Below are 25,849 nucleotides of genomic sequence, written 5' to 3' on the forward strand. Positions count from 1 at the left end.
CGCTCCTGTGCGCCCCCCGTGCCTCCCTACGCGCACCGGGGCGCTCTTCCATTGCAGCGGATCAGCCGGTCGGTCTCCGGTCACGGACCGGGCGGATTCCGGCCGGGACGCGCTCCACGAGTCCGGCCGCCTCCGGGGTGCTCACCACGAAGTGGACGTCCCAGGTCGCGCCGCGCGCCAACTCGGCTTCGACGGCCGCCCACACGGCGCCCAGCGACACATGCGGCGGCAGTCCGCCGCGGCCCGAGCCGAGCAGCGGCAGGCAGATCGAGCGCAGCGGCGGGGTGTGGCGGCCCTGCTCCTCGGCGAGCAGTGCCAGCGCCCGGGCCACGGCCCGGGTGACGTCGGCCGGCAGCACGTTGTAGTCGTTGGTGCCGGCGCGGGGCACGGCGATCGCCGCGTGGTAGATCCGCCGCACGCCCTGCCGGGCCAGAGCGCCCGACCCGGTGGCGGCCACGGTGCCGGGCAGCACGGCGCGCCCCGACGTGCCGTGCTCGGCGGCCCAGGCGCGCAGTTCGTCGGGCAGCGGGTCCTCCAGGACCTCGCCGGTCACCCCGCGCACGGCGGCGGCGCGGCGCAGCGAGGCGGCGACGGACGCCTTGTAGGGCTCGGGCAGCGCGAGGTAGACGTTGGACGGGGAGACGACCACGTCCACGTCGCGCAGCAGGTCCACGGGGTGCAGATGGACGGTGAGCCGCACGGGGCGGCCGCCGGCCCAGGCGTCCACGGTCCGGTGGGTGCGGGCGCCCCACTCGCCGGCCGCGGCGCCGGACGGCACCCCGGCGGTCCCGCCCGGCTCCTGCGTCTCCCCCGCCTCGTCCGCGAGCCGCGCGATCTGCTCGGCGATCTCACCGAGGACCATCACCTCGTGGTCCTTGCGGAAGCGCTCGACGCTCACCCCGTACACCGAGGCCGCCCGGGACCGGCGCGAGGACGCCGGCCAGTCCCGGGTGCCCTGCGCCAGCCCCAGCGTGTACTCGGCGGCGGTCCGCAGCGTCCCCGCGTCCAGGCGCGCCACGGCGAGCCGCAGCAACGCCTCCACGGCCGCGCCCGGCGTGCGGGCGGCGCCCGCGCCCACCGCCTGGGCCGCCGACTCCAGCGCCGGCAGCGAGCGCCCGTGCAGCCGCACCAGTCCCGCACGCCGAACTTCCCTCAGTTCAGCGAGAAGTGACGAGTGATCAGGGGGAGACGTCGCCATGGGACCACCATGGCATCACTCTTCACAGCGGGACAAGCCGCAGCCGGGCGGCCCCCGGGCCTCAGTGCCGCACGGGCCTGGAGATCTTCGCCCGCAGCGGATCCAGGATCTCGTCCGCCTGTTTCATGCCCTCCTCCGAGGCGAGATCCGGGATTCCCCGGTCGGGCAGCACCTCCAGCGGGCCGCCGTCGACGTGGGTGAGACGATCGTGGAAGAGCACCAGGGCGCGCTCGCCACGGTTGCGCCGGGAGTCCCAGACCAGGCCCGTGACGTCCGGTGCCTGGGCGCGGATCTCGCTCGACCAGCGCCGTGTCCAGGCGTAGTTGCTCTCGTCGTCCAGCAGGGTGGCGTCCCGGCAGACCGCGGCCAGGTCCCGGCCGGTGACCAGGGAGGCCAGGGTCAGCTCGCACCGGGTGCGCAGGACGCTCAGCGACCGCTCACGGACCACCGCGTACGGGATCCGCTGCTCGCTGTGCGCCGGTTCCCAGGGCCGGGAGCGCAGGACGCTCTCCGCGAGGGCGGTCAGCGGGCTCTCGGCCAGATACAGGCTGTGGTACCGGTCGAGTACGGTCCCCTCGAAGCGGCCTCCCTCGAAGTGGATGTCCGCGAGTCGCGGGTTGAACTCGCCGGGCCCGTACTCGGTCCTGTGCACCCGCCACAGCTCGGTACCCGCCGGGATCACCGCCCGGTTCGGGCGCAGGACCAGCTCCGTCATGGGAAAGAACCCGGTCATGGTCGAGACGTCGCTCATCCTTCCCCCTCCACCAGTGCGGTGGCCGCGCCGACCAGCCGGTGGTCGGGCAGCCGGCCGAGGAGCCGCGCGGGGGTTCCGCCCAGCCAGGTGTTGCCGCTGAGCCACCAGGCGGCGGCGCCCCACGGGTCGATGTCCGCGAGCAGCAACCGGTTGACCTCCACGACGACGTCGTACGGGCTGCCGCCGGCCGCGCCGAACTGGAACTCCGGGTAGCGGTCGCCGTCTCGGGGGTCGGCCAACCGGATCAGCTCGGCGGGCGGGGCGCCGCCGCAGCGGGCCCGCGCCTCGGCCGCGGAGAGGGCGGGCGCCCGGAGCAGTTCGTCCTGACCGGCGTCGGTCTCGGCCGCTGGTTCGACCGCCGGCTCGGGCGTTGGTTCCGGCGCAGGCTCGGGCGTTGATCCGGGCGCAGGCTCGGGCGTCGGCTCGGGCTTTGGTGCTGGCGCAGGCTCGGGCGTTGATTCGGGCGCCGGTTCGGGCGTTGGCTCGGGCGTCGGTGTGGGCGTGGATCCGAGCGCAGGCTCGGGCATTGATCCGGGCGCAGGCTCGGGCGTCGGTTCGGGCGCCGCCGACGGGTGTGCCAGCCAGGTCATCAGTTCGCGCGCGCCCGCCACGGCCGACGGTCCGGGCGGTGCCGCGACCAGCCGGGAGGAGTCCATCTCCTCGCGCACCGGGTGGTCGAGGGCCAGCGGCAGCAGCGCCAGGCGCACGCCCTGGAGCGCCTTGCGGACCGCCCTGTCGTCGTCCGGCGGTGTCCCGGCGAGTGCCGCGAGCCGGGTGAGCAGCAGCTGGTGCTGCTCGTCGTCCATGGCCTCGCGGATGCTGTCCCGGTGTTCGCCGATCAGGGCGAGCAGCCGCTCCGCCGCACCCGAGTCCCCTTGGTTCACGCCTTCCTCCCTTCGGTCGTCGTCCGGGCCGGGCCCGGATGTCCCTGGTGGATGAACGGGGCCCACAGCGCGACCCGTTCCAGCCCGGGCCGCCGCATCTGCCGCAGCAGTTCGCCCTGCAGGGAGCCCGGGTTCTCCCGCTCGGGGTCGAGCATCCACAGCTGCGCGGCGCGCAGCGCGTCGACGGGGCTGAGCCGGTCGACGGTGAGGTGGTGGTGGAACACGGCCATCAGCAGGGCCGACGCGCTGTCCCTGGCCGTCCATCGCGATCCGACGACGTCCCGCGCGCCCCCGGCGACGAACGCCGTGGTGAGGGTCAGCGCCTCGTCGTGGTCGCGGGTGCTCAGATCGGTCTCGCAGGCGCTCAGCACGACCAGCGGGCCATCCGGCGCCGCCCCCGGGTCCTCCCGGTCGAGCAGCCGGGTCACCGTCAGGCCGGCGCCCTCGGCGAGATGCAGGGCCGACACCGTCGGGCGGGTCCCCGCCGAGCCGTGCGAGGCGACGTGCAGCAGCGAGGCGCCGTCGGCGAGCAGGGCGAGGAGGTCGTCGGGCGTGCCGGGGACCAGTTCGTCGTCGTCGGCCTCGTAGATCGCGCCGCACAGCCGTGCCTCGGGGTAGAACGAGTCGCGCAGGGCCATGACCTCGATCTCGGCGTGCAGCAGGCCCATGTTCGGGTCGGCCACCAGGACGGGCGCCGCCGCCGGGTCGCGCGGCGCGCGCCGCACCGTGCGCAGGAACTGGCCGCCGGAGGCCGCGTAGCTGACGACCGTGGTCCGGCAGAGGTGGTCGTGGGGTGCGTCGGGCGGGAAGCGCGCGGCGTGCCAGGGGACGATGCCGAGCCGTCCGCAGGGCACGAGGACGGCCCGCAGCGGCCGGTCGTCGCGTGCCCCTTCGGCCTGGAGACGTTCCTCGACGCTGGCGAGGACGGGGCCCAGCACCTGGAACGCCCAGCCGCACAGCTCGTCGAGGGCGTCCTCCCAGGCCTGTGTGGTCGCGGCGTCCCGCGGCCGGTCCTGGTGGGCTGCCGTGGCGTCGAGATAGCGCTCCAGCGGGCCGCTCTCGGGGCCGGACAGCAGCGGCAGGGGCCGTACTCCCACTCCGATCTCCGGCCCGACCGCGATCACCGCGCCGGGATCCTCCCCCTCGCCGGGGACCAGATAGACGAGGACGTCCGCGCCGCCCTCCGCGACGCCGTCGGCGAGGTCGCTCAGCGTGGGCGTGCCGAGCAGGCCGCCCGCCTGCCGGTAGCCGAGGGCGTCGAGGGCCTCGCGGCGCAGGGTGCTGGGCAGCATGCCGGGGACCTCGCCCCCGGCGTCGGTGCCGCTGGTGCGGGAGGCCGCCCGCCAGGCCTCGGCCAGGTCGTGACGCCCGGCCCGCTCCAGCAGTTCGGGTACGACGGACGAGGTGGACGCCGCCTGGAGCACCAGGGCCCGGCCCAGCTCCAGGGCGGTGACGGCCTCGTGCACCCGCCCGTACGACAGCGCCCACCGGGCGGCATGCAGCGCCCGGCTCGCCCCGGAGCGGGCGGCCATCAGCCCGTGCTCCGCACCGGACTGGAGCAGCACGTCGGCGGCGAGCACGGTGAGCGACTCCAGGGCGGTGTCCAGGGCGGAGGTGTCCTCACTGTCCTTGGTGCGCAGCCGCCGCACGAAGTAGGCCTCGGCGAGGGCCCACAGCGCCTGGGCGGCGATGCGCGGCGCCTGTCCCTGCCGTACGCCGTCCCGCACCCGCTCCAACGCGCCGATCGCGGTGTCGAGCAGCGCCGGGTTCCGGTCCGGGGCCAGGGCGTACCTCATGGTCAGGTCGAGCGCCCAGGTGTAGAGGTCGTCGGTCGAGGCGTCCGGGGGCGGGGGCACAGGGTCGGGAACGGCTGCGGGCTGTTCCCCGGTGAGGGCCGCGCGCATCGTGCCGAAGTCCGGGAGGTACGGCAGGGAGAGCTCGGAACCGAAGGGCAGACCGCTCTCCTCGGCGCCGGTCACGCCCTTCTCCATGGCCGACAGGCAGCGCAGCATCAGCTTCCGGTCCCGGGTCAGGACGCCGAGCCTGCCGTAGGCCGCGCCGAGCACCCAGTCGGCCATGAAACGGAAGGTGTGGCCCTCGGGGACCGTCTTCTCCAGCGATTCCGCCTCCTCCAACAGGCCCTGGAGCGCCTCGTGGTCCTCCGCCTCCCCGGCCCCCATGATCCGGCTGTAGAGTGCGATCGCGCGGCCCAGTACGGCGGGGTCGTCGATCCCCGCGGGCACGGAGTCGGCGATGCCCGCCAGGTGGCCGACGATCGCGTCGGCGTGGGCGCGGCCCGCCGACCAGTCCTGGAAGCTGCCGCCGACACTCCAGCTGACGTTGAGCAGCGACGCCCGCAGGCTCTCCAGCGCCGAGGTCGCGTCCGGCCCCGGCAATGGCAGATCCTGCACGGAGCGCAGCCTGCCGAGAAGGTCGTTGAGTGCTCGCGGGTCGCCGCTCTTCAGTACGTCGTCGAGCCCTTCGGTCGTGGCGTGGACGGCGTCCATGGCGGCGACCATGTTGCGGAAGTCGTCGCGCGTGAGGGCGGGTCGGGGCTCCGGCCGGGGCTGGGGCTGCGGCCCCGGTTCCGGCTGTGGTCGCGGCTCGGGCGGTGGTGCGGGAGGCCGGGTCCCGGCCGCCCCGAAGATCCCCTCCATCATCTGCCGCAGCTGGTCGGCGAACGGTGAGCCGGCGGGCATCATGTCCGCCAGCAGACCGGTGAGGCCGGGACCCGTCGGGGCGTCCATGAACTCCTGGGACTGACGCAGCCGGGCGAGGAACTCCGGCGGCAGGGGCAGTTCGACCGCCTCCGCCATCAGTGTGCGGACCTCCGTGGCGTGGGCGATCATCCCGGCGGGGCCCAGCCGCGTGCACCAGTCCAGGTACGCCGAGAGGTCGGGCGGCGCCCCGGGGCTCTGCTGCGGCGGCACCGGCGAGACGAGGACCAGCAGGAACACGGCCGCCCACCGGCGGTCCTCCTCGGTCACCGACGCGCCGAGCGCGGTGCCGCGGTCCCGGGCGGCGCGCAGCAGCGGCTCGGCCCGCTCACGGGCGGCGGGGTCACCACTCACCGCGCCGTACCGCAGGGTCAGCGCACCCGCCAGCCAGACGCCCACCGAACCGCGCAGCTCCGGATCGTGCTCCGACAGCCGGTACAACTGCTCGAGTTCGGCGACCGAGGCGTCGTAGTGCCGCGACGGCAGCACACCGCCGCCCAGGGCGGGCATCAGCCGTTTCACCCGCTCCGCCGCGTCCTTGGCCCAGACGCGCAGGCCCTGGACACCGCCGCTCTCCTCCTGGCTCACCGGCACCCTGCCTCTCCGGGACCTCGACAGCCCTTTGGATCACCCCACTATGCCGATCAACCGCGCACCCGGGGGCCACTTCCACCGGTTCTCCCGCTCAACGCCCGGAATCCGACCGTGCCGCGCCCAGGTCGGCGCGCATCGCCCGGCGCATCTCCCGCAGCCGCTCCCACAGGGCGTCGATGTCGCGCTGGACGGCGGCCGGCGAGTCCCCCGGTCCCGGCATCCCGTCGTCGAGCCGCCGCACCATGCCGTACAGGGCGCCCAGTTGGTGGCTGACGGTGGCCGCCGGGCCGAGCACCCGGTCCGGCAGCCGCATCTGGGCCTCGGCGTACACCTCGCGGTGCTGGTCGCGCGCGGCGGTGAGCCGCTGCCGCACGGACGGCAGCTCGGTTTCACGGCCCAGGGCGTGCAACACGTCGGTGAGGGCGGCGAGATAGTGCCGGGCGGCGGTGTTGACCGCCACGTAGCAGGCCCGCAGCTCCAGCGCCTCGCTGCGCCGCTCCCACAGTTCCTCGGCGCGTTGCTGCTCGCGCCGGCGGCCGCGGTCCGCCGCGCGCTGGGTCAGCAGCGCGGACAGCAGCGTCCCGACCACTCCGACGACCGCGACCAGCGTCGCGGTCCCCACACCGACGTCCACCCGGCCCCCATCCCTCGTTTCCGCCGCACGACCAGGGAAGCAGCGCGGCCCGGCCCGGTGAATGCCCGGCCCGGACGTCGCCCGGTGTTCGCCCCGCCGCCGACCAGCCGGGCGGCCGGCGGGCGAATCCCGGTCGGCACCCGGGCGCTTGGACCGAAACCGGTGCGCCCGGTGGTGCCGCGCCGCATCATGTGCCCACGGGCGCGACCGGGGCGTCGCGGCGCGGCGGGCGAGGCGGGGAGGCACGGTGCGGGACGAGGAGAGCGGCGGCGTACGGGGACTGCGGGCGTGGGCCGCCGAGGCGACCACGCGAGGTGCCGAGCTGATCCGCCGGGTGGGCAAGGAACCCGTGACCGCCGAGGAGTTCGACGGTACGGCCGCCGAACTCCGGCAGCTGCGGCTGCTGCTGGACCACGACCGGGCGCTGCTCGGCACGGTCACGCTGTCGCTCGGGGCCCTGCTCGCCATGCGGCACGCCACCGGGCAGGGCACACCGGCGGGCCGCGAGGAGGCGAGACGTCTGCTCGAGGAGGTGCGGGACCCGGCGACGGCTGCCGGGGAGGCGGTGCCGGCGGAGGGGCGGCGCTGGGCGGCGCTGTACCTGCTGACGCTGAACGAGCTGGCGGTGCCGGGTTCCGGCCCGGGATCCGCCCCGGACTTCTGGTCCGTCTTCGACCAGTCGCTGGGTGCGAGGCACGGCGATCCGGCCGCCGAGGCGGCGAAGGTCGCGTCGCTGGCCGCCGAGCTGGAGGGGCTGCCGCTGCCCCCGGAGGCCCGGGACCGGGTACGGCAGATCCAGGACGTGCTGTCGTACGTGTCGCGGACCGACTTCTCCGATCCCGGGACGCTGATGTCGATGCTGCCCGCGGACTTCCCGTTCACCGAGCAGCTGAGGATGCTGCTGAACCTGATGCCGTCCACTCCGGACACCCCGGACATCCCGGACACTGAGGACTCCGGGCCGCGGCAGGAGCCGAAGGCGCGTACCGGGGCGGAGGCCCAGGCGGACGACACCGTCACCGGGGCGTGGCTGGCCGCGCTGCTCGGCACCACGGAAGCCATGCGGGACGGCGATCCGGAAGCCCTCAGCCGGCTCCTCCAGCGGCTGACCGGGGACCTCGACCGGCTGCCGGACGGTCATGACCGGGCCGGCGAGATCCAGCAGCTCATCGGCCTGGTGCTGCAGACGGGCGAACCGCTCGGGGGCAGCCGGATCGACGGCGCCGTCGCCGAGACCCACCGGGAGTCCGTCGGCGAGCACTACGCGCGGCTGGCGGAGGCCGATCCCGCCGCCGCCCAGCTCACCGTCCCGCTGCGGGCGATGAACCTGCTGGTCGCCCTGCGCGCGGCGGAGGACGCCGAGGACGAGCGCGAGCTGCTGCGGCTGGTGGGCGAACTCGCGGAACTGGAGCGGACCACTCCGGAGGACCACACCTTCCGGTCGCTGGTGGTGCTGGCGCACGGCAACGCGCTCGCCACGCTCGGCCACCGCACCGGGAACACCGAGAACACGGTACGGGGCCTGGCCCGGCAGCAGGAGGCCCTGACGGCCTCGTCGGTGCGGGAACTCGGGCTTCCGGAGAGCCTTCTCACCTCCGTCCAGGAGGCTCTGCAGGCTTCCCGGGCCGTGGTCGGCCGGACCCCCGACCTGATGCCCGCGCCCACCCCGCTGCCCGCGAACGCCTCCACGGACACCCGTTACCTCGCCGGTCTCTCGGCGACGCTCCGGCACTCCGTGACCCGGGACCCGGCCGACCTGGACTTCGCCATCGGCGAGCTGGAGCAGGTCCGGGCGCAGGTCCGCAAGGGCCGGTCACCGCAGCTCGCGGGCGACGCGCTGTGGCAGCTCGCGGAGAACTACCGGACCCGGTCGGGCCGTACCGGGGACGCCTCGGACCGGGCGGCGGCCACGAACGCGGCGCTGGAATCGCTCCAGGCGCTCGCCGGTGACGTCGTCCTGCAGACCGGCCCCGACCACGGCCTGCTGGCCGCCCGGTCGGGTGCCGACCGCGGGGTGCGGGCGGCGATCTGGGCGGCCGCCGAGGGACGGGTCGAGGACGCCGTGGCCGCGCTGGAGCTGGGCCGGGCCCTGGTGCTGCAGGCGGCGGCCACCTCGCGGGCGGTGCCCGAACTGCTCCAGGCCCGCGGGCACGACGAACTCGCGCGGGCATGGCGGGAGGCGGAGGCGGGACCGCCGGGCACCGCCGACGGGCTGCCCCGCGAACTGCCCAGTTCGCTGCGCCGCCGCGCGCTCCAGGCGCTGGGGCACCGGGATCCGGACGGGGCGCTGTTCCGCACGCCCACGGTCGGGGAACTGAAGGCCGGGGTCGCGGCGGGTGACGCCGACGCGCTGGTCTATCTGCTCGCCGGCCAGGGCGACACGCCCGGCATGGGGATCGTGGTGGGCCCGGACACCGGCACCGGCGTCCGCGCGTTGCCGCTGCTGTCCGGTGAGCACTGCGGTCCGCTGGAGCGCTACCTCGACGCGGCGGGCGCGCGCCAGCGGCAGCCCCGGGACGGGGGCGTCGCCGAGGCGTGGGAACAGGCCCTCGCCGAGCTGTGCGACTGGGCGACCGGCGCGGTGATCGCCCCCGTCATGACGGGCATCGCGGAACGGCTCGCCGCCAACGACGACCGGCGCAGGGACCGTCCCGGCCCGCCCAGGCTGGTGCTGGTGCCCTGCGGCCGGCTCGGCATCGTGCCGTGGCACGCGGCCCGGCTGCCCGCCGAGGCGCCGCACGACTACGTCTGCGAGGCCATGGTGATCAGCTACGCCGCGTCCGGCAGGCAGTTCCTCGACACCGTCCGCCGCGCGCCGCGCGTCCCGGGCGCCGCGGCCGTCCTGGTGGCGGACCCGACGATGACCCTCACCCACGCCGAGCTGGAGGTGACGGCGCTGCGGCAGGGGCCGTACCCCGAGGCCCGGCTGTACGGCGACTTCTTCGAGCCCCCGGTCGAACCGGTGGGGCCGGGCACGCCCGACGATCTGCTCGACGAGCTCACCGGCGGCGCGTCCCTGCTGCACCTGGCGTGCCACGGCTCGGCGGGCGTCAGCCCGACGGAGTCCTCGCTGCAGCTGGCCTCCTCCGACGTCTCCTCGGCGGGAACGGATCCGGGCCTGCTGACCGTGTCCCGGCTGCTCGCCCGGCCGGCCGGCGAACGGACCGGGACCGACGGCCCGTTGGTCGTGCTCAGTGCCTGCGAGACCGATCTGACCCGCCGTGACCACGACGAGGCACTGACCCTGACGACCGCCTTCGTGGCGCGCGGCGCGCGCGACGTGGTCGGCTCGCGGTGGGCCACCGCCGACTCGGCGGCGGCGCTGATGATGGCCGTCTTCCACCACTACCTGACCGTCGAGGGCCGGAGCCCGGTCGACGCGCTCAGGGCCGCGCAGGCGTGGATGCTGAACCCGCGCCGCGAGAACCCGGGTTCACTCGGCGGCCGGCTCCTCGACGAACTGCGCAAGGGCCCCGCCCTGGACCACCCGGCCGCCTGGGCCGCGTTCATCCATCAGGGCCATCCGGGTCCGGCCACGACGGGGAGGCGGTGAACGCGGACCGCACGCCCACCGCACCGGTCCGCCTCGCGCGGCACCGGTCCGCCTCACGCGGCGCTGGTTCACGGCCGTGCGGCCGACCGCGCCGCTCGCACCTCCCTGCCGCGTCAGCGGGGCGCCCGGCCCGTGGTGAGCAGCGGCCGGTGCCCGTCCACGGGCGGTGCCGACGTGGGCGGCCGGCCGTGCCCGGCCGGCGCTCCGGACTCGATGTCGGCGACCAGTTGCCGTAGCGCGGCGACCACCTGCGGGGACGGTGGTCCGGCGGGCAGGCCGCCCAGCGCGCGGCGGGCCCGGTGCCAGGCGCGTCCGCGGTGGCCGTCCCGTTGGTCCACGACGGCCTGGGCGTACCGCGCCAGGAGGCAGGCCCAGGTGTCGTCCCGGACGTCCGGGTCGGCCAGGGCGCGCCGGGCGCTGCGGCGGGCGGCGCCGGGGGCGAACGCCGCCTGGGCCACGGCCGCGGCGGCCCGGCTGACGGCCGGGGAGGGGCCGCCGGGGGCACCGTAGGGGATGCCGTCCGCGGCCTGCTGGAAGTGCGCGGCGGCGGCCCGGGCGTCGTGCTCGTGCAGGGCCAGGAGGCCCTGCACATGGGCGATGCGGCCGAGGGTGGCGTCGTCTCCGGCCAGCACGGCGGCCGGCCAGGCGCGGCCCAGCAGGGTGCGGGCCTCCAGTGGGTCGGCGGCCGCGGTCAGCCATGCCGCGAGCCACAGCGCGCGCACCGCCACCAGGCTGTCCGGTTCGCACAGCGGCAGCAGGTGGGTGATGTGCCGGCGGCCCTCCTCGGCGCTGTCGTACACCGCCCACCAGAACCACAGGCCGACGACGGCCTCCAGGGCGCCGTGCGCGTACTCGGGGTGAGCGACGGCGTACCGCACCGTCGCGCCGATCTCGGCGTGTTCGTCGCGGGCGACCTGGACGGCCTGCCGCTGGCTGCCGCCGTGCCACAGGTTCTCCGCGACGGCGGCCGCGCGCCGGCAGTGCGCGAGGTGCCGTTCGGCGGCCACGCGCAGCTCTCCCGCCTCCCGCAGCCGTTCGGCGCCGAACTCCCGGGCGGCTCGCGTCATGCGGTAGCGGGGCTGGAGCGCTCCGCCGGTGCCGCCCACCGGTTCCAGGATGCCCACCGCCGTCAGCTGGGCCAGGCACGCGGGCACCTGGTCGGCCCGGACACCCGCGCCTGCGCACAGGAAGACGGCGGTGGACTCGGCGAAGGAGTCCACGAAGACGCTGGCCCGGTCCCACACGATCCGCACCGCCCGGTCGTACAGCACGTACCCGGCGCCGATCGCCTCGCGCAGCGAGCGGTGTCTGCGCAGCGTCGGGTGCGGGCTGCTCAGCCAGCCCTGATCGCGCCGCAGCAGCCCGGCGAGTTCGCCGACCGGGAGCCGGGGCGTCTGCGCGGCGGCCAGTTCGATGGCGAGGGGCACTCCCTCGACCAGCCGGCACACCTCCGCCGCGGCGCGCAGCTGCTCGTCCCCGGCGTGGAACCCCCGCGCCACGGCGCGGGCCCGTTCGACGAACAGCCGTACCGCGGGGCCGGGTGCGCCCGGGTCGTCCGGCGCCTCGCAGCTCAGCGGGGCGAGCCGCAGCACGCGCTCGTCGCCCAGGCCGAGGACGCGGCGGGCGGTGACGAGCACACGCAGGTCCGGTACGGCCATCAGCAGCCGCTGCACGAGGCCCACGCACTCGGCGTGGACGGGGTCGACGTCGTCCAGGAACAGCAGGACGGGGGCGGCGTGCAGGTCCCGTACCAGCGCGATCACATCGGTCCCCGCGTCGATCTTGCGCCTGCCGGTCACCGCCCGGGCGAGGGCCGCGCCGAGCGCTCCGGGCCCGCCCGGTCCGCTGCCCTGCCAGCGCACCCTGACCGTGCGCCGCCAGGGGCGGTCCCGCCGGGACGCCGCGACCTCGGCGGCCAGGCGGCTCTTGCCCACGCCCGCCGTGCCGGTGACGGTCACCAGCCGGTGAGCGGCGAGGTACTCGCGCAGCAGGGCCGTCTCCCGTTCCCTGCCGACGAGGGCGTCCGAGGCCCGGTTCCCGGACGCCGGCCGGAACACCGGCCCTCCGACACTTGTCCACACGTCCTTGACTCCCCGAACCGTTTCGGTGCGCGATCGCCTGCCGACGCCGCCGCAGTCGCCGCAGCGGACTGCAGAACCGTCACTGCAAAGGCCTCATGGCAACCCCAACGCGACGCCGGGCACCGGGTAGCGCCCACCGGCCCCGGACCACACCGGACGACGAACGCCCGAACACCCGCACGTACACCCGCCGCCCCCGGCGCTTCGGAGCGGCCGGGCCCACCCACTCCCCCGTGTCCGCCCGCATCCGGCGTGGGCCGGCCCGGGACCGGTGTGCCACCGCGGGTCCGGCCAGGCACCGCCCGCGGAACACTTCTGAGGGAACCATCAGGACTGTGGGTGATGGTTAGACTCGGCGTATGCCGACGTCAGCCCCGCCCGCCAACCGGTTCGAACGCCGCCGCGCCGCGACCCGGCAGGCCCTGATCAGGGCGGCCCGGCAGATACTGGCCGAGACCGGCGACACCAGCGTGAGCATCCAGGCCATCGCCGATCGCGCGGACGTCGGCTTCGGCTCCTTCTACAACCACTTCGAGTCCAAGACCGCCCTCTTCGACGAGGCGGTGATCGACGCCCTCGACGAGTACGGGCGGGCGATCGACGAACGGCTGGCCGACGTCGACGACCCCGCCGAGCGGATCGCGTTCGGCGTCCGCCTCAGCGCCGCGATGGCCGACACGCATCCGGAGATCATGCGTGTGCTGCGCCACCGAGGGCTCGGGCACATCCACTCCGAGCGCGGCCTGTCCCCCCGCGCCCTCGGCGACCTGGAGACCGGCAAGGCCTCCGGCCGCTTCACCGTCACCGACTCCGTGATCGCCCTGTCCGCGCTGGGCGGCAGCCTGCTGGCCCTGCTGGACCTCCGCCTCCACCAGCCGCGCCGCGACAGCGAGGAGGCCGCCAGGAGCATGGCCGAGCTGATGCTGCGCATGCTCGGCGTCCCGGCGGACGAGGCTCACGGCATCGCCCACCGCCCGCTGCCCGCCCACGGCTGAGCCGGGCCCGCGGCTGGACCGTGCCCGCGACCGAACGGCAGCGCACGGCACCGGCCCGCGCGCCCCAGCGGCAGGGCGGCACTCAGCGGCGCGGCGGGTTCCCGCGCGGCCGGATGGTGGCATGGGGCAGGGCGGGGGCGGGCAGCCGCTCGCCCGGGTATCCGGCCACGGCGCCGAAGCGGTCGGAGGCGTTCTCCCAGTCCTCCCTCGCGCGGACGATGTCCTCGTGGTCGCGGCCGATGAAGTTCCACCACATGACGATCTCCTCCTCGAACGGCGGGCCGCCGAGCAGCACGAGGCGGGCCGTGCCGTCCGACTCGTTGACGAGGGTCAGGGTGCCGGCGCCGGGGTGCGTGTAGCCCAGCTCGGCCGGACGCAGCGGGGTTCCGGCCAGGCGGACGTCCCCCCGGTCGACGAGGAGGCCGTGCTCGAAGCCGGGGTCCACGGGCAGGGCGAGCGTCGCGTGCGGTTCCAGCACGATCTCGGCGCCGAGGAGCGGCGTGAACGTCCGCACCGGGGAGGTGACGCCGGCGAGGGCGCCGAGGAAGACCCTGATCTCGGCGCCGTCCCGCCGCACCGGCTCGGGGACGTGGTGCTGGAACTCCCTCGCCGTGGCGCGGTGTTCCTCGGGGAGCGCCACCCACAGCTGTACGCCGTGCAGGATCGTGGTGCGCGGGGTGGAGACCTCCGAGTGGGCGATGCCGTGGCCGCCCGTCATGAGGTTCAGCTCGCCGGGGCGCACGAGGGCGTGGCTGCCGAGGCTGTCGCGGTGCTCGATCTCACCGCTGAACAGCCAGCTCACGGTCTGCAGTCCGGTGTGCGGGTGCGGGGCGACGTCCATGCCGCCGGTGCCGGCGACGTCGTCGGGACCGTAGTGGTCGGCGAAGCACCAGGCGCCGATCAGCGTCCGGGCGCGCTGGGGCAGCGTGCGCCGTACGGTCATCGCGCGCGGACCGCCGAGCGGCACGTCGCGCGGGGTGAGAACGTCCACGCGCGGCTCGACGGAGGAGGGCGCGCCGCCGTCCTCGGTGGATCCGCATCGCACCTCGACGGGTCGTGTCTCGACGTTGCTCATCTGGGACCGCCTCCTGCCACCATGATTGTCCACCATGATTGTTTTTATTTCAACAATACGCCACACGCCGTGAGCACGGCTGACGGGCGATTGTCGGTGGCCGGTGTCACGCTGGGTCCACACAGGACCAAGGGAAGGGCACCGCCGCCATGATCACCACGGACTTCTCCCCCGGCTCCCCCTGCTGGCTGGACCTCGGCACCCCCGACGTGCGGGCCACGGCGTCCTTCTACGGCGCCGTGCTCGGGTGGGACTACGAGTCCATGGGCGAGAGCGAGGAGATGGAAGGGGGCGTGTTCCGCAAGGACGGCAAGATCGTCGCCGGGCTCGGCAAGCTCACCGAGGAGGGCGCCCGCTCCGCGTGGATGATCTACTTCGGCGTCGCCGACGCCGACGCGACCACCCAGGCGGTGCGCGACGCGGGCGGCACCGTGCGGGTCGAGCCGAGAGACCTCGACGAGTGGGGCCGGATGGCTCAGTACGACGACCCGCTGGGAGGCCAGTTCGCCGTCTGGCAGCCGGGCACCAGCAAGGGCGTGGAGCTGGTCGACCAGCCGGGCTCGCTGTCCTGGACCGAGCTGTACACGAGCGACGCCGCGGGCGCGAAGGACTTCTACGGCGGAGTCCTCGGCTGGCGGTTCAGCGACACGGAACTGCCGGGCGGTGGCGGCACCTACTCCCTCATCACCCCCGCCGGACTGCCCGAGGAGCGCATGCACGGCGGCATCATGCAACTGCCCTCGGAGCACCTCGCGCTGGCCGGCGGGCGGCCGTACTGGCACCCCGTCTTCCACGTCGAGGACTGCGAGGCGGCGGTCGCCAGGGTCACCGACAACGGCGGGAGCGTCCAGATGGGACCGGAGGACGCGCCGGGCGTCGGTCGGCTGGCGGTCTGCCTCGACCCGGCGAACGCGGACTTCGTGGTCCTCACTCCCACCCAGGGCTGACCGCCGAAACGGCGTCCGGCACACCCGCGCGAGGAGGTGCCCGGCACCGCGCGGGTGTATGCAGGTTCCATGGACCTTCGGCTGCGGCACGGCGGTCACCGCGGATCCGGGGAAGGGCAGCACGCTCTGCTCGCGGTGCCGCTCGCGCTCATCGCGATCGTCACCGTGAGCGACATCATCGCGCCCGCCGAAGTGCACCTCGGCCCCTTCCTGGCCGCCGCTCCCGCCCTCACCGCGTCCTTCGCCGGCCCCTGGACCACCGCGGGCGTCGGCGCCCTCGCCGTCCTCGCACAGGCGGTCGTCGCGGTCGTACGGACCAGTCTCGTCGACCTCAACCACAGTCTCCAGATCACCGCGCTGGTGGTGATCTCGGTATGCGTCACCTTCTTCGCCCACCTACGGGAACAGCACGAGAGACAGCTCTCGCAACTGCGCACGGTGGCCGATGCCGCCCAGCAGGTCGTGCTGCGGCCGCTGCCCCGCCGGATCGGCCCGCTGCGCCTCGCCTCGGTGTACCTGGCCGCCGAGGCCGAGGCGCAGATCGGCGGTGATCTGTTCGCCGCGGTGCGCACCTCGCGCGGGACCCGGTTCATCGTCGGGGACGTGCGCGGCAAGGGACTGGCGGCGATCGGTGACGCCGCCCTGCTGCTCGGCGCCTTCCGCGCCGCCGCGCACCGGCAGGCCGACCTGCCCTCGCTGGTCGCCTGGCTGGAGGGAACCGTCTCCTCCGACCTGGACGACCCCGGAGCGGCGGCGCCCGGCACCGGAAAGGCCCCCAGCGAGGCCTTCATCACCGCCGCCGTCCTCGACGTCCCCGACGAGACATCCGTTCTGCACCTGATCAACTGCGGCCATCCGCCGCCCCTGCTGCTCAGCGAAGGCCGGGTCACCCCCCTGGAGGTACGCGATCCCGCCCCTCCGCTGGGGCTCACCGCGTTCCAGGACTCCCCCTTCACCGTTCAGGACTTCCCCTTCCTTCCCGGCGACATCCTGCTGCTGTACACCGACGGCGTCATGGAGGCCCGCGACGGCTCCGGGGCTTTCTATCCGCTGGCCCAGCGCATGGCCACCGCCCCCGAGGACGGCCCGCAGGCCCTCCTGCGCCATCTGCGCGCGGACCTGCTCGCCCACACGCTGGGCGGCCACCTCGGGGACGACGCCGCCATGGTGGCCATCGCCCGCGAGGCGCCGCCCGGTGTCACCGCACCGCGGCCGGGTCGCCCCGGACGACCATGACCCGGTCGGGCTCGCCGAGGCCCGCCCGGTCGATCCGGCCACGTCCCCCGTCCACGCCGTCGGCGGCCAGGCGGGCACGCAGCCCGGCCGGCGCGAGCCGGTCCCCGAAGCCCTCGCCGAGCCCCCGTCCCGTGTCGGCGTACTCGTGCCGGACGGCGTACGTCCGCCCGTCGTGCAGCCGTTCGCAGCACGCCGGCGGCCGCGCGAGGACCGCCTCGAACCAGTCGGCCGTCCGGCTCGCCGCCTCCGCCGGGCCGACGGCGTCGGCGGCGAAGGCGAGTTCGGTCGGCGTCCCGGGAAGCGTGAGGTCCTGGTTGTGGAGCCGGTCGCCGCGGACGGCGGCGCCGTCGAAGTGGGCGCCGACGGTCAGCACTCCCCTGCGCAGCTCCGGGTCGTCGATGTCCAGGTAGGCGAGCAGCCGGCCGTACGGGGTGCGCGGCGGCGCCAGCGGTACGGCGCCGAGCGGGTCCACGGGCCAGGAGCGCGCCCGCGCGGCGAGCACATCGGCGAACAGCCGCTGACCGGCGCTCAGCGCGTCCTCGTAGGCCCATCGCCTCCTCGAAGGCGTCCCGCCACATGTCGCGCGCTGCCGTGCCGACGTGTTGCTTTGTCGCCACCTCGCGACGCAACGATCTTGTCCATGCAGCACCCTGAATTTGACAAGCCGGCGTTTCGAGGGAGCCTGGGAATAATGGAGTCGCCTCCCCGTCCAGTTTGAAGGCGGTGAGGAGCGTTCGATGGCCGGCGCTTGACCTTTCCCCATCGCAAACGTGCACGGGCTACCTCCTGAAGCGGATAAGGTCAGCCGGGACGCAGGACATCACCGGTTAAGTGCGGCTTTCAAGCTGCACTGATACAGCGAAACCATCCCTCTTGTGTGGTCGACTGGTGCGCCCGAACGAGGAGATGCCTGATGGCCGAAGGATCCGCAACGGCAGGTTCGGCGGCGTCTGAGATTGAGGCTCTGCGAGCATCCGCTGACGCACCTGGCGCGAGGGTGCTGCAGATTGCCCAGTTGTTGCACTCGCTGTCGCAGGAGCTGACCACTCACCATCACGTTGCCGACGCCGTCGATGCCCAGCAGGCGGCCGTGGATGTGCTGCGGACACACCCGCCGACCGCGGCCGGCGAGTTGGCCGACCATCGGTTCACCCTGGCGATGGGCCTACACCACCTGGCCATCCGGCTGTGGACAGCACAACGCGACACGGATGCGCTGGCCCCCGCACGCGAAGCGGTCAGCGGCTACCGGCACGCCGCAGCCACCCCGGGAACCACCAACTTCCTCAAGATCGCCCAGTTGTTGCACGCGCTCTCGCACGAGCTGACCACTCACCATCACATTGCCGACGCCGTCGATGCCACTGCCCAGCGCGCGTCGATCTGCCTGCAGCATGCTGACGACGCGCACCTTGAGGCCGCCCTGGCCGATCTGGCTGGCCTCTATGAACGAGCTCCTGGTCTACGAGTCATGCGGGCCGTGATAGCGAGTTCCGATGCGAACCTGCTGGTCTCAGTGATGCACAGGCACAGCGAGATCATTTCTGAACAAGGTGTGCGACGTGGTCCTGGCGGCATGCCCCGCGTCGCGTGTTACGCGTCGAACGAGACTCTCGACTTGCTCCCATCTCAGGGGATCACTGTCGACATACTCGCGGACGCGACAACGGAACGTCTTTCTCAACGTGATGTGAATTTGCAAGCTAATCGGTTCGCGGACGGCAGCATTCCGGCAGGAGTCGGAGAGCTGATCTAGAAGGCGGCGAACATGGACGACCGATACCTGAACGTTGACGAGGTAGAGACCGCGCTCATCAACATTGCGAGCATGAATCCGTCAACCTGCGAGTTGATCACGTTGGCCAATCGGACGCATGATGAGCGAACATGCCATGCCATCCGACTCAGCAGCGCGCCGGCAGAGAACAGGCCGACGATCATGCTTACGGGTGGCATACACGCGCGAGAATGGGGTAGCTGCGAAATCCTCATCAATTTTATTTCAGATTTACTGCGCGCCTGGGTGGCGGGCACGGGCCTACGCTACGGGAATATGACCTTCAGCGCGGAGCAGCTGGGGATAATCCTCAACCGAATTGACATCATAGTCTTTCCCTTGGTCAACCCAGATGGTCGACACTGGAGCATGAGTCACCAGTACGAGGTTGCCGGCATGTGGCGCAAGAATCGAAGGCCGCCGCGCGATAAGGACAGCAATCCGCCTCCGTCTCCCGCGTGTTGGGGTGTCGACATCAACAGGAATTTTGATTTTCTTTTCGACTTCAAGAGGGCGTTCCATCCGACGGTAGTGGCAGAGGATGCGGCGGCAAGGAAGGTCACGGTATCGGAGAAGCCTTGTGATTATTCCCAGGCGTATCAGGGCCCGGAGGCGTTTTCCGAACCCGAGACTCGAAATGTCAGGTCCCTGTTTGACTCTCATCCGTCGGTTCAATGGGTTGTCGATCTCCATAGTTTCAGTGAGGACGTTCTCTTCAGTTGGGGCGATGACAACACTCAAACGACCGATCCGACGATGAACTTCCGCAATGCCGCATTCGATCAAAGACGCGGTATAGACACCGATCTAGGTTATGCCGAGTTTCGCGATCCCGCCGATCTGGATGCCGCAGAATCCCTCGCGCAGAGCTTTTCAGGTAGTGCCAGCCGCGTACGCGGAACACCCTATGGGGTGTTTCAGGCTTTTGACCTGTACCCGACCTGCGGAACGATCGACGACTACGCCTACTCTCGACATCTCGTTGACCCGAATCTCGGCAAAATCATTGGCACTACTGTCGAGTGGGGCAGAGAATTCCAGCCACGCTGGGCAGAGATGAAACTCATCATAGCGGACGTGACCGCTGGCCTTATCGGTGTCTGCCTTCACGCCGCCAATCAAACGACTCCACCGTCCCCGGGTGTTCCTCACGGCATCCCGGCCGTGATCCAAAGCACGTATGGCCCTGGAAACATCGAGTTCGCGACCCCGCTCGCGGAGGGCGGGATAGAACACTGGTGGAAGTACCATGACAGGCCCGGAGGATCAACTTTCTGGAATTATGGCACGCATTTCGCCAAAACGGAGAAGGTGGCAGCTCTAAGCATGATTCAAAGCTCCTTCGGACCCGGAAATTTGGAACTCGTAGCGCGCATCGGATTTCGCGTTGCGCATTTCTGGCGTGACTCCGCATTTGCATGGCATGGTCCCGTTTTTCTCCCCCAGCTCGGCGAAGGCGACACGAAAGCACGCGGGAATCCCGTTCTCATTCAAAGCAGTCTCGGACCTGACAATCTTGAAGTTGTCACCCCGATGGCAGGTGGCGGACTCGCCCACTTCTGGCGGGGTGACCCAAACGCCCCGTGGCATGGGCCCGGCCTGTTCGGCGGAGACGAGCTGGTGGATGCGGTCAGCATGGTCCAGAGCGCCGACGGCGCTCTTGAAGTCGTCGCCCGCATCAACGAACGCATCGTCCAGTACTCCCGAGCCACAGCCGACTCTCAATGGGTTGGTCCAAAAACGATCATCCGCCCCGATACATCTCTTGGCTCACCCGTGTATCCGGTCGGTAACCCAGTCCTGGTCGAGCGCCTATTCGAGGATGGAAAAATCGAGTATGAACAACGGTTCCACCTTGTCACGCCCATGGCAGACGGCTATCTCGCTCACTTCACTCGCAAGAGTTACGACGAAGAATGGTCTACAGATGTCACCAAGTTTGGCCGCGAGGAGAGGCCGTTCGATGCGATCACGATGATCGCAAGATTCAGCGATCATTCTAGAACGTTGGACGTTATAGCCCGAACGAGCAGCCGTTTCCGGAGATTCGTTCGAGATCCATCCGGCTGGTATGAGGAGCCAAACTGGTCACCGGGGCCGCCTCCGCAGGTTTAGCTGATCTTGGCGAAGGCCACGGCGCGCGAGCCGGCATGGAGCGGCCCTCGCGACCGCACGTGTGACGGGGGCCGAGGCGGCTACGGGCGTTCGGGCTCGTCCGAACACAACCGCCCGCCGGTGTGCCCGAGATCGACCCGTGCGAGGCATGCGCCCAGGAGTCGGACGCAGAGGCAGAGGAGATCGAAGCCTTCCTGTTCCGCAGCGAGGTGATCACCTGCACCCTGCCCGCCGCCTCAGCCCAAGACGCCGAGCAGCGCTACCTTCCTCGCTTCTGCCTGACTACCCACCGCCATGTCCGAAGGCTTCGTTCGGGCCTCTAAGGGCAGCAAGACCACCAAGAGCCTTCCCGAGGTCGCTTCACCACCGGCTCCGCACCCTGGGAGCTTGCCAGGGACTGCACCGCACGGAGGTCTTCGTGTCCCACCGTAATGCCCGGCTGACCGTTCACGGCAGGCGGCTGCTGATCGAGCGTGTCCATCAGGCCGTCCCGGCGCCCATGCCGCGGCCGAGATGGGCCGTCGTATTCGAACGGCGGGATCTCTTCCACGACCGCACCTTACGGCGGATTCATGATGTCACCCGGTCCCGTATCGCCGTCTGCCACGCCGGGGCCGGTGCGCTGGGCCGCTCCTGCGGGCGGCGGCCGCCGCGGGCGAAGAAGTCGGCGAGGGGCAGCACGGCCGCGCCGACGGTGACCGCCTCGGGGCCGAGTCTGCCCAGGTCGATGCGGGTGCGCGCGGCCGGGTGGCGCAACGCGTACGCCGTGGCGTGGCTCTTCACCTCGTCGAGGAAGCGGCTGCCGAGCTGGAGTCCGGCCCAGCCGCCGACGAGGATGCGTTCGGGCTGGAAGAGGTTGATGAGGTCGGCGAAGCCGGCGCCCAGGTACTCGGCGGTCTCCTCCAGCACGGCGAGGGCGGTCCGGTCGGGCTCCGTGTCCGCGTCGTCCGGGTAGGCGGCGGCGAGCATCGCGGTGAGCGCCGTCTCCTCGTGGGTGCCCTCGGGCGGGGTGCCGCCGGCCTCCCGCCACCGGTCGAGCAGCGCCTCCGCGCCCGCGTAGGCCTCCAGGCAGCCGAGGGTTCCGCAGCGGCAGCGGCGGCCCCGGACCCGGACGGTCAGATGGCCCCATTCGACGGCCCGGCCGGGCCCCATGTCCTCGGAGATCACGCTGGCGCCGACGCCGGAGCCGAAGAGTACGAAGACCGCGCTGCGCGCGCCGCGCCCGGCGCCGAACCACATCTCGGCCTGGCCGAGCGTCTTGGCGCCGTTGTCGATGCGGTACGGCACGCTCGCCGGCAGGGTGCCGCTCTCGCGCAGCAGGCGCTCCAGCGGGACGCCGTTCCAGCCGATGGTCTGGCCGTGCACCACGGCGCCGTCCTGCGGGGTGTGTTCGACGATGCCGGGTACGCCGATGCCGACGCCGAGCAGCCGTTCGGCCGGGACACCGGCCCGGCGCAGCACCTCGGCGATGCCGTCCTGGACGTGTCCGACGACGACGGCGACGTCGTAGCGGGCGTGCCGGTCGGTCTCGGCGGTGGACAGGGCCCGCTCGGTGCGGGCGAGTTCGGTGAGCGTGAGGTCGAACAGCTCGACGCGGACGCGGGTCTCACCGATGTCGACGCCGATCATGCGGCCGCCGGCCGGGCTGACGCGCAGCAGGGTGCGCGGCCGGCCCCCGGCGGAGTCGACGCTGCCGGCCTCCTCGACCAGTCCCTCGGCGACGAGTTCGGCGACCACGTTGCTGACCGAGCCGGAGCTGAGCCCGATGGCGGGGCCGAGGGCGAGGCGGCTGAGCGGCCCGTCGAAATACAACCGTTGCAGAACCGCGGCGCGGTTCTCGCGCCGCAGGTCACGCACCGTGCGGCCACTTCTCGCTGGCACTTCGCCCCCTGTCCTTAGGGTCCCTGCCCGCAACATACCCGCGGCAAGGGCCTTGACGCACACTTCTCGTGGTTATTAACTCACGGCGTAAATTAAGCCGTTCGGAGAGCCATGCGGGGCGCTCGCCGTGCCGGTTCCCACGTCATCCCCCGAAAGGGTCCGGAGCAGCCATGCGCAGAATCAGAGCCGCAGTCACCGGCGCCGTCACCTTGTCCCTCGCGCTCACCGCGGCCGCGTGCGGCGGCGGTTCCACGACGGGCGGCGGGTCGAACGACTCGCCCAAGACCCTGACCTACTGGGCCTCCAACCAGGGCGCGAGCGTCGAGGTCGACAAGAAGGTCCTCCAGCCCGAGCTCGACAAGTTCGAGAAGCGCACCGGCATCAAGGTGAAGCTGGAGGTCGTGCCCTGGTCGGACCTGCTGAACCGGATCCTGACCGCCACCACCTCCGGACAGGGTCCCGACGTCCTCAACATCGGCAACACCTGGTCGGCCTCGCTCCAGGCGACCGGCGCGCTGCTCCCCTGGGACGAGAAGAACCTCGACAAGATCGGCGGCAGGGAGCGCTTCGTGGAGTCGGCGCTCGGCTCGACCGGCGTCCAGGGCCAGGACCCGGCCGCCGTGCCGCTCTACTCGATGGCGTACGCCCTCTACTACAACAAGAAGCTGTTCGCGGAGGCCGGCATAGAGAAGCCGCCGGCCACCTGGGACGAGCTGGTCGCCGCCGGCAAGAAGCTCACCGCCAAGGGCAAGAACGGCATCGGCGTCGAGGGCTCCAACCTGTCCAACAACATCCACCAGGTCTTCGTGCTCGGCAAGCAGCACGGCGCGGACTTCTTCACCCCCGACGGCAAGCCGGACTTCACCTCCGACGGCGCGGTCGCCGCGGTCAAGCAGTACGTCGACCTGATGGCCGAGCACGAGATCGTCGCCCCGGGCAACGCCGAGTACGCCCAGAACCAGTCCCTGAGCGACTTCTCCAACGACAAGACCGGCATGGTGCTGTGGCAGACCGCCTCCGCCACGTTCAAGACGCAGGGCATGAAGGACGACGAGTGGGGCGTGGCACCCGCACCCGTCCAGTCCGGCCGGCCCGGCACCGGCAAGGCCACCAACTCCATGGTCGCCGGCATCAACATGTCGGTGTTCAAGAACACCGACAACGTCGACGGCGCGCTTGAGTTCGTGAAGTTCATGACCAGCGACGAGGAGCAGAAGATCCTCAACAAGGCCTACGGCTCCATCCCGCCGGTCAAGAGCGCCCAGCAGGACCCCGCGTTCGACGGCCCGGCCCTCGCCGTGCTGCGCGACACCCTCGCCACCAGCGCCTCCGCGCTGCCGCAGGTCCCCGAGGAGTCCCAGTTCGAGACCGTCGTCGGCACCGCGGTCAAGGACCTCTTCGCCGACGCCGCCGCCGGCCGTGCCGTCACCACGGCGTCGGTGCGCGCGAAGCTCGAGAAGGCCCAGCAGCAGATGCCGAAGAAGTAGGCGCGATTCCTGCCATGACCACGACCGTCGCATCCCGCCACGACAGGCCCGGGCCGGGGACGACGCGCAAGACGGGCCGTCCCGGAGCGCAGCGGAACCCCCGCCGCTCCGGGCGGCGGCTGCGCCATGTCTCACTGCCCTACCTGCTGCTCCTGCCCGCCCTGGTCCTCGAACTCCTCGTCCACCTCGTGCCGATGCTCATGGGCATCGTCATGAGCTTCAAGGAACTGACCCAGTTCCACATCTCCAACTGGTCCGACGCCCCGTGGGCCGGCCTCGACAACTTCCGGATGGCGGTCGACTTCAACGCCCCCGTGGGCGAGGCGCTGCTGAAGTCGTTCCTGACCACCTGTCTGTTCACCGTCTGCTCGGTCGGCCTGTGCTGGCTGATCGGCACCGCCGCCGCGATCTTCCTCCAGGAGAAGTTCCGCGGCCGGGGCCTGCTGCGCACCCTGTTCCTCGTCCCGTACGCGCTGCCCGTGTACGCCGCCGTGATCACCTGGGTGTTCATGTTCCAGCGCGACAACGGCCTGGTGAACCACATGCTCCACGACCAGCTCGGCATCGGCGACGACCCGGCCTTCTGGCTCGTCGGCGACAACGCCTTCTGGGCGCTGCTGACCGTGTCGGTGTGGAAGGGCTGGCCGTTCGCCTTCCTGACCCTGATGGCCGGCCTCCAGAACATCCCCAAGGACATGTACGAGGCGGCCGCCCTGGACGGCGCGGGCGTCTGGAAGCAGATCCGGCACATCACCCTGCCGTCGCTGCGACCCGTCAACCAAGTGCTGGTGCTCGTGCTGTTCCTGTGGACGTTCAACGACTTCAACACGCCGTTCGTGCTGTTCGGCAAGGCGGCCCCGGAGTCCGCCGACCTGATCTCCCTGCACATCTACCAGTCCTCGTTCCAGACCTGGAACTTCGGCACCGGCTCGGCCATGTCCGTCCTGCTGCTGCTGTTCCTGCTCGTCGTGACCGGCGTCTACCTGCTGGTCACCGGCCGGGGAGGGAAGGCCCGTGCCTGACACCTCGAAACGGCGCGCCACGCGGTCGCCGATGTCCGCCCCGCGCTCCTTCCTGTGGACCCGGCGGATCTTCCTGACGGTCCTGACCGTGTTCGTGCTGCTCCCGGTGTACGTGATGCTCTCCAGCTCGCTGAAGCCGCTGGAGGACGTCTCGGGGAAGTTCCAGTGGATCCCGTCCGGGCTGACGGTCCGGCCGTACATCGACATCTGGGACACGGTGCCGCTCGCGGACTACTTCGTGAACTCCCTGATCGTCTCGGGCGCCGCCACCGTCTGCTCGGTGGCCATCGCGGTCTTCGCCGCCTACGCCGTCAGCCGCTACGACTTCCGCGGCAAGCGGGTCTTCACGGTCACCGTGCTGTCGACGCAGATGTTCCCCGGCATCCTCTTCCTGCTGCCGCTGTTCCTCATCTACGTCAACATCGGCAACGCCACCGGCATCGCCCTGTTCGGCTCCCGCGGCGGACTGATCCTCACCTACCTCACCTTCTCCCTGCCGTTCTCCATCTGGATGCTGATCGGGTACTTCGACTCGATCCCGCGCGACCTGGACGAGGCGGCCAAGGTCGACGGGTGCGGTCCGGTCGGCGCGCTGTTCCGGGTGATCGTCCCGGCGGCCGTGCCGGGCATCATCGCGGTCGCCGTGTACGCCTTCATGACCGCCTGGGGCGAGGTGCTGTTCGCCTCCGTCATGACGAACGACACCACACGCACCCTCGCCGTCGGCCTCCAGGGGTACTCCACGCTCAACGACGTGTACTGGAACCAGATCATGGCGGCGTCCCTCGTGGTGAGCGTGCCGGTCGTCGCCGGCTTCCTGCTGCTGCAGCGTTATCTGATCACCGGCCTGACCGCGGGCGCCGTGAAGTGACGCCCGCGCCGGCTCCCGCCGCGTCCGC

18 protein-coding genes are annotated in these 25,849 nt (G+C 72.0%); 9 read left to right on the forward strand and 9 right to left on the reverse strand.

Going from position 1 to position 25,849, the window contains the following annotated elements:
* Nucleotides 1–61: 61 nt before the first annotated feature.
* From ACSU6L_RS02300 to ACSU6L_RS02320, 5 genes are all read right to left on the reverse strand, one after another.
* On the reverse strand, nucleotides 62–1,198 hold the full coding sequence (locus ACSU6L_RS02300) for a hypothetical protein (RefSeq protein WP_437052979.1): 1,137 nt from the start codon (nucleotides 1,196–1,198) through the stop codon (nucleotides 62–64).
* Nucleotides 1,199–1,259: 61 nt separating this feature from the next.
* A complete protein-coding gene (locus ACSU6L_RS02305) occupies nucleotides 1,260–1,949 on the reverse strand; it encodes an RES family NAD+ phosphorylase (RefSeq protein WP_437052981.1) in 690 nt (229 codons plus the stop codon).
* Nucleotides 1,946–2,836 (reverse strand): hypothetical protein, encoded by an 891-nt coding sequence (locus ACSU6L_RS02310; RefSeq protein WP_437052983.1) that lies wholly within the window; start codon nucleotides 2,834–2,836, stop codon nucleotides 1,946–1,948. Before ACSU6L_RS02310 ends, ACSU6L_RS02305 begins: the two co-directional genes overlap by 4 nt.
* Nucleotides 2,833–6,141 carry a CHAT domain-containing protein gene (locus ACSU6L_RS02315; protein WP_437052985.1) on the reverse strand — a complete coding sequence of 1,103 codons (3,309 nt, stop codon included), beginning with the start codon at nucleotides 6,139–6,141 and terminating at the stop codon, nucleotides 2,833–2,835. The genes ACSU6L_RS02310 and ACSU6L_RS02315 overlap by 4 nt, the downstream gene beginning before the upstream one ends.
* A 97-nt stretch (nucleotides 6,142–6,238) precedes the next feature.
* Complete coding sequence (locus tag ACSU6L_RS02320) at nucleotides 6,239–6,769, reverse strand: hypothetical protein (RefSeq protein ID WP_437052987.1); 531 nt, start codon at nucleotides 6,767–6,769, stop codon at nucleotides 6,239–6,241.
* Between the two features lie 259 nt (nucleotides 6,770–7,028).
* On the opposite strand from ACSU6L_RS02320, the gene ACSU6L_RS02325 reads away from it, so the two are divergent.
* A complete protein-coding gene (locus ACSU6L_RS02325; RefSeq protein WP_437052989.1) occupies nucleotides 7,029–10,334 on the forward strand; it encodes a CHAT domain-containing protein in 3,306 nt (1,101 codons plus the stop codon).
* A 113-nt stretch (nucleotides 10,335–10,447) separates the two neighbouring features.
* Here the strand turns inward: ACSU6L_RS02325 and ACSU6L_RS02330 are convergent, their stop codons facing one another.
* A complete protein-coding gene (locus ACSU6L_RS02330) occupies nucleotides 10,448–12,415 on the reverse strand; it encodes an ATP-binding protein (protein WP_437052990.1) in 1,968 nt (655 codons plus the stop codon).
* 359 nt (nucleotides 12,416–12,774) lie between these two features.
* Between ACSU6L_RS02330 and ACSU6L_RS02335 the strand changes: the two genes are divergently transcribed.
* Nucleotides 12,775–13,410, forward strand: a complete 636-nt coding sequence (locus ACSU6L_RS02335) for a TetR/AcrR family transcriptional regulator (RefSeq protein WP_437052992.1) — start codon at nucleotides 12,775–12,777, stop codon at nucleotides 13,408–13,410.
* An 82-nt stretch (nucleotides 13,411–13,492) separates the two neighbouring features.
* Here ACSU6L_RS02335 and ACSU6L_RS02340 read toward each other — a convergent pair whose 3' ends face one another.
* Entirely contained in the window at nucleotides 13,493–14,485 is a 993-nt protein-coding gene (locus ACSU6L_RS02340) for a pirin family protein (RefSeq protein ID WP_437052994.1), read from the reverse strand.
* Nucleotides 14,486–14,634: 149 nt separating this feature from the next.
* Between ACSU6L_RS02340 and ACSU6L_RS02345 the strand changes: the two genes are divergently transcribed.
* A complete protein-coding gene (locus ACSU6L_RS02345) occupies nucleotides 14,635–15,432 on the forward strand; it encodes a VOC family protein (protein ID WP_437052995.1) in 798 nt (265 codons plus the stop codon).
* Nucleotides 15,433–15,501: 69 nt separating this feature from the next.
* Complete coding sequence (locus ACSU6L_RS02350) at nucleotides 15,502–16,668, forward strand: PP2C family protein-serine/threonine phosphatase (protein ID WP_437052997.1); 1,167 nt, start codon at nucleotides 15,502–15,504, stop codon at nucleotides 16,666–16,668.
* Here the strand turns inward: ACSU6L_RS02350 and ACSU6L_RS02355 are convergent.
* The gene (locus ACSU6L_RS02355; protein ID WP_437052999.1) at nucleotides 16,631–17,140 is read right to left on the reverse strand and encodes a hypothetical protein; all 510 of its coding nucleotides are present in this window, start codon (nucleotides 17,138–17,140) and stop codon (nucleotides 16,631–16,633) included. The two genes, ACSU6L_RS02350 and ACSU6L_RS02355, sit on opposite strands and share 38 nt — an antisense overlap.
* Nucleotides 17,141–17,581: 441 nt before the next feature.
* Between ACSU6L_RS02355 and ACSU6L_RS02360 the strand changes: the two genes are divergently transcribed.
* Together ACSU6L_RS02360 and ACSU6L_RS02365 are read left to right on the forward strand one after the other, a co-directional pair.
* A complete protein-coding gene (locus ACSU6L_RS02360; protein WP_437053001.1) occupies nucleotides 17,582–18,424 on the forward strand; it encodes a hypothetical protein in 843 nt (280 codons plus the stop codon).
* Between the two features lie 12 nt (nucleotides 18,425–18,436).
* Nucleotides 18,437–20,560, forward strand: a complete 2,124-nt coding sequence (locus tag ACSU6L_RS02365; protein ID WP_437053003.1) for a M14 family metallopeptidase — start codon at nucleotides 18,437–18,439, stop codon at nucleotides 20,558–20,560.
* A 570-nt stretch (nucleotides 20,561–21,130) separates the two neighbouring features.
* On the opposite strand, the gene ACSU6L_RS02370 is transcribed toward ACSU6L_RS02365, so the two are convergent.
* Entirely contained in the window at nucleotides 21,131–22,441 is a 1,311-nt protein-coding gene (locus tag ACSU6L_RS02370) for an ROK family protein (RefSeq protein ID WP_437053005.1), read from the reverse strand.
* 170 nt (nucleotides 22,442–22,611) lie between these two features.
* On the opposite strand from ACSU6L_RS02370, the gene ACSU6L_RS02375 reads away from it, so the two are divergent.
* From ACSU6L_RS02375 to ACSU6L_RS02385, 3 genes are read left to right on the forward strand one after another with little or no spacing between them, the layout of a single operon-like run.
* The gene (locus ACSU6L_RS02375; RefSeq protein WP_437053006.1) at nucleotides 22,612–23,928 is read left to right on the forward strand and encodes an ABC transporter substrate-binding protein; all 1,317 of its coding nucleotides are present in this window, start codon (nucleotides 22,612–22,614) and stop codon (nucleotides 23,926–23,928) included.
* A 14-nt stretch (nucleotides 23,929–23,942) separates the two neighbouring features.
* A complete protein-coding gene (locus ACSU6L_RS02380; RefSeq protein ID WP_437053008.1) occupies nucleotides 23,943–24,950 on the forward strand; it encodes a carbohydrate ABC transporter permease in 1,008 nt (335 codons plus the stop codon).
* A gap of 31 nt (nucleotides 24,951–24,981) precedes the next feature.
* The gene (locus ACSU6L_RS02385; protein ID WP_437064729.1) at nucleotides 24,982–25,821 is read left to right on the forward strand and encodes a carbohydrate ABC transporter permease; all 840 of its coding nucleotides are present in this window, start codon (nucleotides 24,982–24,984) and stop codon (nucleotides 25,819–25,821) included.
* Nucleotides 25,822–25,849 lie beyond the last annotated feature (28 nt).

The sequence above is a fragment of the Streptomyces sp. enrichment culture genome, assembly GCF_964272855.1.
In the GTDB taxonomy this organism is placed as follows: domain Bacteria; phylum Actinomycetota; class Actinomycetes; order Streptomycetales; family Streptomycetaceae; genus Streptomyces.